Genomic DNA, 8,423 nt, shown 5'->3' with positions numbered 1-8,423 from the left:
GACTACATCCGTGCCTATTCCAAGGACCCGAACGCCGTCGCCGTCGCCCTCGACACCGTGTCCGCACCCGACGGAAAAGACCCGGGACTCTACGGCGCAAAGACGGGCGCGACGGACAATCCGATCTTCCGTTTCTACAACACCGACACCGGCGTTCATTTCTACACGAACCAAGCGGCCGAGCGCGACCGCGTGATCACGACGCTTCCGCAGTTTCACTTCGAAGGCAGCGCCTTCAAGCTGGCGCCGGACGGCGGGACCGAGAAAACCGTCAGCGTCTACCGCTTCTTCGACACGGCTTCCGGCGCCCATCTCTACACGGCCAGCACGACCGAGCGCGACAAGCTGCAAGCCGAGGCACCCGGCTTCAACTTCGAAGGTACCGTCTTCAAGGCCTACGCAGATGCCGGCGCCAACGGCGAGCATCAGGCCGTCCATCGCTTCCTGCGCCTTGACACCGCCACGCATTTCTACACCGCGAGCTCGGCCGAGCAGCAGCAAGTCGTCCAGACGCTCGCGAACTATCGATACGAAGGAGTGGCCTACTACGTCGACGCAATCTGAAGGTCTCCCGGGACGGTGGCGCCGATCCGCGGGAGGCAGCCTTCAGGCCTGCGCCTTGGCGAAGCGGCCCAGCCAGGACGTCGTGTCGCCCGTAGCCGCGTCGTAGCTCGCCAGCTTCTTCGTGTTGACGTCGGTGATGACGACGCCGATGAACTTCGAGCGGAACACGGGACTGGCGCCGAGGACGGATGTCAGCAGCTGCTGCTGCGTCGTGCCCCATTCCACGCAGCAGACGAAGGCGTCGAAGCTCGGCGCGAGCGCTCGCGCGGCCGAGACGGGCGCGGCGGGCGGCAGGTCGACGACGACGATGTCGTAGTTCGCCCGGCATGCCTTGATGAGGCTCGACGCGGCGTTCGTGAGCGTGTCGTTGAACGCGACGTCCTGCGAGAGGGGCAGGAAATGGATCTTGTTATCGAGCGGCGTGACGGCCTGCTCGATCGTCTTCGTGCCGCGCAGGATGTCGATGAACGACACGGTCGTGGCGGGTGCGATGGCGGCGGTGAGGAACGGGTCGTGCGCGTCGGCATCGAGGAGCAGGACGCGGCGTCCGGCCAGCGCTTCCTTCTCCGCATAGGCGAGGGCGAGCGCGGACCGCGAGCTGGACGGGGCGAGCGAGACGAAGCCGATGACCTTGCCGCGGGTTCCCAGATGGATGTCGAAGGCCATCCGCATCATCGAGAGGGCCTTGTTGTTCCGAAGCTTCTGGGCGGCCGGACCGAGGAGGCTCGACGCTCCAGCGAGGCCCCCTTTGCGGAAGAGCTTCGTCAAGGCGCTGGTCTCCTCGACATAGCCGAGGAAGTTCAAGTCGTACTTGTCGATGTCGCGCCGCGAGCGGAAAGTCTCGTCAAAGGTCTCCCGAGCCACCCCGATGGCGCCGCCGACACCGACGCCGAGGATGATCGCGAGCGCCATGATGATCTTCTTGTTCGGGAAGACGGCGCGTTCCGGCATTTCGGCGCGCGAGATCACCCGCGCTTCGGGGAAGGAGAGGGTCTGCTGCTGGACGGCTTCCTGGTAGCGGGCGAGATATTCTTGGTAGAGCGCGTTGTAAGAGGCCGAGCGTTGCTCGAGGCTGCGCAACGTGACGAGGGTCGAGCTGTCGGTCTGGGCCTGCGACGTCGCGGTGTTGGTCAGCTTCTCGATCGAGGCCGCCTCGGACTCGGCCGCGCGCAGATCGTTGCGGTAGCCATCGAGAATGCGGCGCGCCTCGTCGAGGATGAGGCCGGACAGCCGGTTGATCTCGCTCTGAAGCGCGACCATCTGCTCGCTGTTGCCCTCGGCCTGGGGCTGCATCTGCCGCTGGCGATCGGTGGCCTGCAGATAGTCCTGGCGCAGCGAGCGGATCGGCGCCGTCTCCGGAATGTCCGCCGAGGTCGCGATGGCGCGGATCACCGTCTCGACGTCGCCCGCCTCGACGGCGCCCTCGACGATCGAGACCTTGGCGGCAGACCGCGTGATCGCGGTACGGGCGGTGGTCAGCTGGTCGTTCAGCTGCTGCAGCTTCTGGTCGGAGACGAGCCGGCCGTTGGTCGAGACGAGATTGTTCGCTGCCCGGTAGGTCTCGACCTCCGAATTGGCCTGGAGCGACTGCTCGCGCAGCGTCTCAATGCGCTTCTCGAGCCAGGCTCCGGCATTGCGGGTCGTTTCATAGCGTGCACTGAGCTGATCGTCGATATAGGCCCGGCCGAACGTCTCCGCCATGGCCTGCGCCACGGCGGGATCGGTCTGGCGGATCGAGATCTCGATGACCTGGCTCTTCTCGACCTGATGGACGTTCAGCCCAGCGCGGATGGCGTTGAGAACGGCGGGGTCGACCTCCATCGAGGCGATCTCCGTCGACGTGACGTTGGAGAGACGGTCGACCTTCTCGGAGGCGCGATCCATGACGAGGTTCGACGTGTCGGGATCGACGCTGAGATTGAGGACCTTGGCGACGCGACGGGCGACGAGGTCGGACTGGACGACGGCGATCTGGGTCGCGACGTAGTCATCGAGATTGGACGGCTGGCTGCTCTCGCCGCTCTGCGACCCGGTCAGAAGGCGGTTGCTTTGCAGATCGAGAAGGATCTGGACATCGGCCTGATACTGCGGCTTCACCACGCTGACGAAGATCGCCGCCAGCACGGCGAACAAGGCCCCGATCGCGAGCGCCAGCGGCAGGCAGCGCCGGATGATGCCACCGATGCGACGCAGGTCGGCGGTCGGCTCGTGCATCGCAGGCTCGACAAGCTGGGACAGTGCCGGTTCGATGGGATTGTGCTGCAAAACGAACTCCGATGGGCCATGTCCTGTCCGTTAGACAAGACCTCAAGAGCGCCATGAGGCGAGCATGGCCTTGGGCCGGGAACAGATCGATACCGTTCACCTTACTGACTATGCTGCGTTGCACATTCAACCGTTTTAGGCTCACAGTCAACGCTGCCGACGCCTCGTGCTCAATGAAAGAACCGCCTATGATCCGTCACTGCGAGGCACTTCACGGCTACAAACGTCCACAGGCAAGGCGGTTCCCGGGGTGACTTCGTTTGCCGGCTAGAAACTCAAGCTGCCGGAACGGAGGGTCCCGTCGCTGTATTGCGTTATCACTTAAAGTTCATCGAAACGATGAGCGGATCTTCGGCCTGAACGGCACGTATCTGCTCGGGCGCCTGGTTCGCGCCGCATCTAGACCATCGAGATCTGTATGAAGATTGCTATCGTCCATTATTGGCTCGTAACAATGCGAGGCGGCGAGAAGGTCGTCGAGGAGCTGTGCCGGATGTACCCGGAAGCGGACATCTTCACGCTCGTCTGCGACCCCGACAAGATTTCGCCGCTGTTGAAGAGCCGCAAGATCACGACCTCGTTGCTGCAGAAGATACCCGGCGCGAAGCGGCACTACACCAAGATGTTACCGCTGATGCCGATGGCCCTCGAGGAGCTGGACCTACAGGACTACGACTTGATCATTTCGAGCGAGTCCGGTCCGGCCAAGGGCGTGATCACGCGGCCGGGTTCCGTGCACGTCTGTTACTGCCATTCCCCGATGCGCTACATCTGGGATCACTACCACATCTACCGCAGGGAGGCCGGCCTCCTCGCCCGCGGGGTGATGACCTTGACCGCGCCCGCTCTACGGACCTGGGACGTGACGACGGCGGCACGCGTCGATGCCTTTGCGGCCAATTCGAGCCACGTGGCCGATCGCATTCGGCGGTTCTACCGCCGTGATGCGACCGTCATCCATCCGCCCGTCGCGGTCGACGACTTCCAGCCGGCGCCCTCCGTCGGCGATTTCTACCTCTGCGCGGGCCAGCTCGTTCCCTACAAGCGCGCCGACCTCGCCGTCCGGGCCTTTTCGGCGATGAACAAGCGGCTCGTCGTGATCGGCGAGGGCTCGCAGATGAAGGACCTGAAGCAGATCGCGGGGCCGACCATCGAGTTTCTCGGCTACCAGCCGTTCGACGTGCTGCGCGACCATCTCGCTCGCTGCAAGGCCCTCATCTTCCCCGGCGAGGAGGATTTCGGCATTCTCCCCGTCGAGGCCATGGCGTCCGGCCGGCCGGTGATCGCCTACGATGCGGGCGGCGCGCGCGAGACCGTGTCCAACGAGGATGTCGGCCTGCGGTTTGCCGAGCAGACCGAGGCGTCGCTGATCGACGCGGTACAGCGCTTCGAGGCGATGGCCGACCGGTTCGATCCGGTCCGCATCCGCCGGCATTCGCAGGAATACTCGGCATCGCTGTTCCGCGAGCGCATGGGCCGCTTCGTGGACGAGCAGCTCGCAAGAAGGGCGGGTTGACGCTTCCATGGCTGACGGTCCAGGCCGACACAGTGCGGGATCGATGCCGATCCCTTCGGCGGTCGAAATCGCGGAACTCGCCGATACCGCCGAGGCCGCGGATGTCGATTCGTCGAACGCCGGCCAGGTGGGTTGGATCGTCTCCGCCCGCGTCACCTCGCAGCTCGCGCAGTTCCTGACGATCCTCGTCGGAGCGCGCTTTCTCGCGCCGGCCGAGTTCGGCACGTTCGCGCTCCTGTCCGCGTTGAGCATCGGCCTGACGCGGCTGGCCGAGGCCGGCTGGCGCGAGTTCGTAATGCTCGCGAAGAAGGAAGAGGATCTGTCGCAGACGCATGCGTTGGCCGCCGTCAGCGCCGGAGCCTGCTTCCTCATCGGCGTCGTGATCAGCCTGATCTTCAACGTCCAGGGCGCATCCCAGCCGCAGGTCTGGTCCATGCTGCTTCTGTCGGTCTGGATCGTCCTGACGACCCTCACATCGGTCCAATCCGGCCTGCTCGTCCGCAGCCGCCGACTCAAGGCTCTCTCGCAGGCGCAGATCCTGTCCGAGGTCGTCGGCTTCGTGGTGACGGTCTCCCTGATCGCGTCGGGAAGCGGCATCCTCGGTCTCGTGCTCGGCAAGCTGTTGACTCAGACGGTCATCTTCCTCACCTGCATCGGCCTGACGCGCTGGTTCGAGCTCCGCTGGCCGGGAGAGACCTTTCGTGGTCCCGCCGTGTCCTTCTCCTCGAAGATCTTGGCGACCCGGCTCATCAGCTTCGCTCACGACAACCTGCCGCTCTTCCTGATCGGCCTCGTCGTCGGTCCCGCGAGCGCCGGCATCTTCCGCGCGGCCGGGCGTCTCGCCGGCGGCATCAGCGAGATCGTCAACGAGCCGATCCGACTGCTCGTCTGGTCCAACATCCATTCGACCGAGGCGCGGGACGTCGTCGACCGGATCCTGATCGTCACGATCATCCTCGCCGCACCGCTCTTCGTGGGCCTCGCGCTCGTGTCGAAGAGCGTGGTTCTGCTGTTCCTCGGCCCGGACTGGCTGGCGGCGGCGCCGCTGCTGGCCCTCTTCGCCGTGGCCAATCTCTTCTCGGTGATTAATGTCGCAACCGAGCCCCTTCTGGCGTCGGCGAAGAAGGTCAGCCTTCTCCCCTGGATCTCGCTGTTGATGACGCTGTCCATGCTTCTCGTGATCCTCGCGCTCGCGAGCTGGGGCATCCACTGGATCGTCGTCGGGCAGCTCGCGGTCGCGGTCCTCCTGTTTCCCGGGATCGTCTGGATCCAGCACGCCTATGGCGGCACCTCGCCCTCCCGCATCGCCCGCGGCGCCTATCCCGCCGTGATCGGCATCGGTGCGATGATCGGGGCGGTGGAACTGGGGGAGTACTATCTGCCGACCCTCGCGCTTGCTCCGCAGCTCGCCCTCAAGATCGCCGGCGGGGCTCTCGCCTACGTGACGACCCTGCTGGTTCTGATCCCTTCGGAGGAAATCCGTCGCATCAAGGGACTCGTCTGGGCCCGCTGACGTCGATCGCGATCGGCCGTTCCGCGCCCCTGCGGGCCTGTCCGCCCGGGACGGGTCCCACCCGCCCGGGCGCTGTCCCCAGACGGTTCGCCTGAGCCCAGGGGCCGGCTTTCGGCAGGCCGACCGGCGAAAGACGCAGCCGCATGCCGTCGTCCGCCATTCCCGTAGGCTTGGAACTTCGGCTACGGCTGCGGACGGGCTCCCGGCCCGGCTTGGGCGGGTTCCGGGCAAGGGCGACGATCGGCCGACGACGCCGGCGGCAAGGGTCCGGCATCCCGGTGCCCGCTGCGATGTCGCGGCGCGTTCGTTGCGTCGGATCGGACGGGCGGACTCCAGGCGGAGTCCGGCGCGACCGCGGCGGCCGCGGCGACGATGCGCCGGGCGTTCTCCTTGGGCTCGGCTTCGGCGAGGACGCCGGGATGTCTGAAGCGCTGTCCGGCTCCGACGCGCCGAAACCCCTTCGCCGATGACCGCCCCGCCGTTCGCGCGATGACGGCGGGACGTCGCTCATTTCAGAAGGCGGCGACGGGCCGACGACAAAGGCCCGCCGGAGACCGATGGGTCTGCGGCGGGCGCCGGGATCGAACGCCTGGGTTTCCCGAGCGGCGCTTCAATGCGCCGAGGAGCTTCCGATGCGCCGTTCGATCGGGCGGATGAGCTGGAGGCCCAACTGACCGTACCACCGCTTCCGGCGCTCGCCGATCTCGGCCAGCGCGTAGCAGATGGCGACGATGCCGACAACGCCAAGATACCCGGCCACCGGGGAGAGCGCGATGTTCGGATAGATCGCGCGCAGGGCCGTCAGCAGCGGCTGGTGCACGAGGTAGAGCGTGAAGCTTCCGCCGGCCATCCACTGGAGATACGGCGTGACGAACGCGAAGGAGATGTCGATCGACCGGTCGAGGCGCGACACCGCGAAGATGCTCATCGCCACGGCCAAGGAGATACCGAAGTAGTAGGCGAGGCTCTGCAGGCCCTCTTGCAGGCCGACCGTCGTGTTCATTGGAAGCTTGTAGTCGGCAAAGAGCAGCTTCACCAGGACATAGAGCACCAGCGATGCGACGAAACACGCCACGGCCGCGGTGCTGGAGAGATTGAACATCTTCGACGACGCGACCTTGAAGGTTGCGACGCCCAGAAGCCACAGCGGAAAGTACAGTGCGATCTTGGGACCTGCGAGCACGAGGAACAGGACCGTGGCGAGGAGGCCCAGTCGGCCCGGCAAGAAGACGAAGAGACCGGCGGCGACATAGTACGGGATCTCGAACCCGAGCGACCAGTAGGCCTCGTTGCTGCCGAAGACGGAGTGCGATGTCCAGAACTCGTTCGTAAAGGTCAGCGCGCGAACGAGGGATGCCAAATAGTGATCGTCGTAGAACGGGATCGTATCATAGGAAACGGCGTCGTAGTGCCGGCCGATCTTGTCGATGACGTAGGTCGCGACAAGCGCAACCAACACGACGGAGAAGATCCGGGAGAAACGCGCGTAGATATAGGCTTGGTACGTCTTTTCCTTCTCCATCAGAACGAATGTTATGACGAAGCCGGAAAGGACAAAGAAGGCGCCGACAGCCTCGTCGGCATGCGACGCGATCCACAATGGCATGGACGGTATAAAATAACCATGCGCATGGCCTAGCAAAACAGCAATCGCCGCGCACAATCTCAGCAGGTCCAGATAAATAGATACGTTTTTATTCATAGGTTTCCTGCAAAAAATCTTTCTGCAATAAGGCGATCTATGTACGTTGAAATACTAAGGGTGCCTGTTAATGGTTCCTTTACCAAGCTGGACGAACGAGAGTCAAAGGGTGGATCGACGGTTTCAGAGAAATGAACGGCTTCATTCCTAGAGTAACGTTAATGTGTCCTGCTGCCTGTGCGGACCGTAGCCGGCGCTATACTTTGATTTAAAACGTCGCGGTCCTGATGTCCGTTGCCGTGAACCGTCCGCCTCGGCGTCGGGCGCGCCGTCACGCACACGCGCCCGGACATGAACAGGGGATGACGAGACCGGCGCGGAGATGTACCGATCCGAGTAGCCGTCGGTCCGACCGCTGCCGGCTCCCAGACCCCAGCGACGGCTTCGCGTGCGCCGTGACCGCAGGCGTTGGACGATCCATCGCGACCTTGTCGCGCGCTCTCGCGCTGTCGACGACTCGCCGCTCATCACGGATGCTCCCGCACGCACGATCTTCCAAGCTGAATGGTTGATGATGTGTGGGACGACCGCGAAAATTACCCGCTCGATCCGATGCGACGACCGTCCCATGCTCCCGCCTAACGATGCAGGTCTCTCATCGCTTGCATTTTAGATTTATGTATTACTTGGTTTTAAAGCGGAAAGTGCTTGAGTCTCCACGGCAAATGATGGAGCGTGACCGTGATCGACCTCACCGGCTACAAATTGACCTTCGACGAAGAATTCAATTCGAGAAGTATCTCGAAGACCGGCGAGACGACGACCTGGGCCGACATCCGCTCGGAATGGAAGTACGACGCGCATTCGGACATCGGCTTCGGCAAGTCGTCCTTTGTGGATGCCTCGTCGGGCTACGACCCGTT

Annotated in this window: 4 protein-coding genes and 2 pseudogenes; 4 read left to right on the top strand and 2 right to left on the bottom strand. The window is 64.1% G+C overall.

Annotated elements, in window-relative coordinates; all coding sequences use genetic code 11:
• Nucleotides 1-564, top strand: a pseudogene (locus ASG43_RS23130) (hypothetical protein); the annotation flags it as partial.
• Between the two features lie 42 nt (nt 565-606).
• Here the strand turns inward: ASG43_RS23130 and ASG43_RS11400 are convergent.
• Nucleotides 607-2,829: a Wzz/FepE/Etk N-terminal domain-containing protein gene (locus ASG43_RS11400; RefSeq protein WP_156386655.1), complete on the bottom strand. Its 2,223-nt coding sequence runs from the start codon at nt 2,827-2,829 to the stop codon at nt 607-609.
• Nucleotides 2,830-3,247: 418 nt separating this feature from the next.
• Between ASG43_RS11400 and ASG43_RS11395 the strand changes: the two genes are divergently transcribed.
• Nucleotides 3,248-4,345 carry a glycosyltransferase family 4 protein gene (locus tag ASG43_RS11395; RefSeq protein ID WP_056504723.1) on the top strand — a complete coding sequence of 366 codons (1,098 nt, stop codon included), beginning with the start codon at nt 3,248-3,250 and terminating at the stop codon, nt 4,343-4,345.
• A 43-nt stretch (nt 4,346-4,388) separates the two neighbouring features.
• On the top strand, nt 4,389-5,858 hold the full coding sequence (locus ASG43_RS11390; protein WP_056504718.1) for an oligosaccharide flippase family protein: 1,470 nt from the start codon (nt 4,389-4,391) through the stop codon (nt 5,856-5,858).
• 610 nt (nt 5,859-6,468) lie between these two features.
• Here the strand turns inward: ASG43_RS11390 and ASG43_RS11385 are convergent.
• Nucleotides 6,469-7,560, bottom strand: a complete 1,092-nt coding sequence (locus ASG43_RS11385) for an acyltransferase (RefSeq protein ID WP_082490847.1) — start codon at nt 7,558-7,560, stop codon at nt 6,469-6,471.
• A gap of 675 nt (nt 7,561-8,235) precedes the next feature.
• Here ASG43_RS11385 and ASG43_RS11380 point away from each other — a divergent pair.
• Nucleotides 8,236-8,423: pseudogene (locus ASG43_RS11380) on the top strand (1,3-beta-glucanase); the annotation flags it as partial.

The organism is Aureimonas sp. Leaf454 (assembly GCF_001424685.1).
Taxonomy (GTDB): Bacteria; Pseudomonadota; Alphaproteobacteria; order Rhizobiales; family Rhizobiaceae; genus Plantimonas.
Note: the sequence above shows the minus strand (reverse complement) of the source record. Positions and strands in the feature narration are given on the sequence as shown.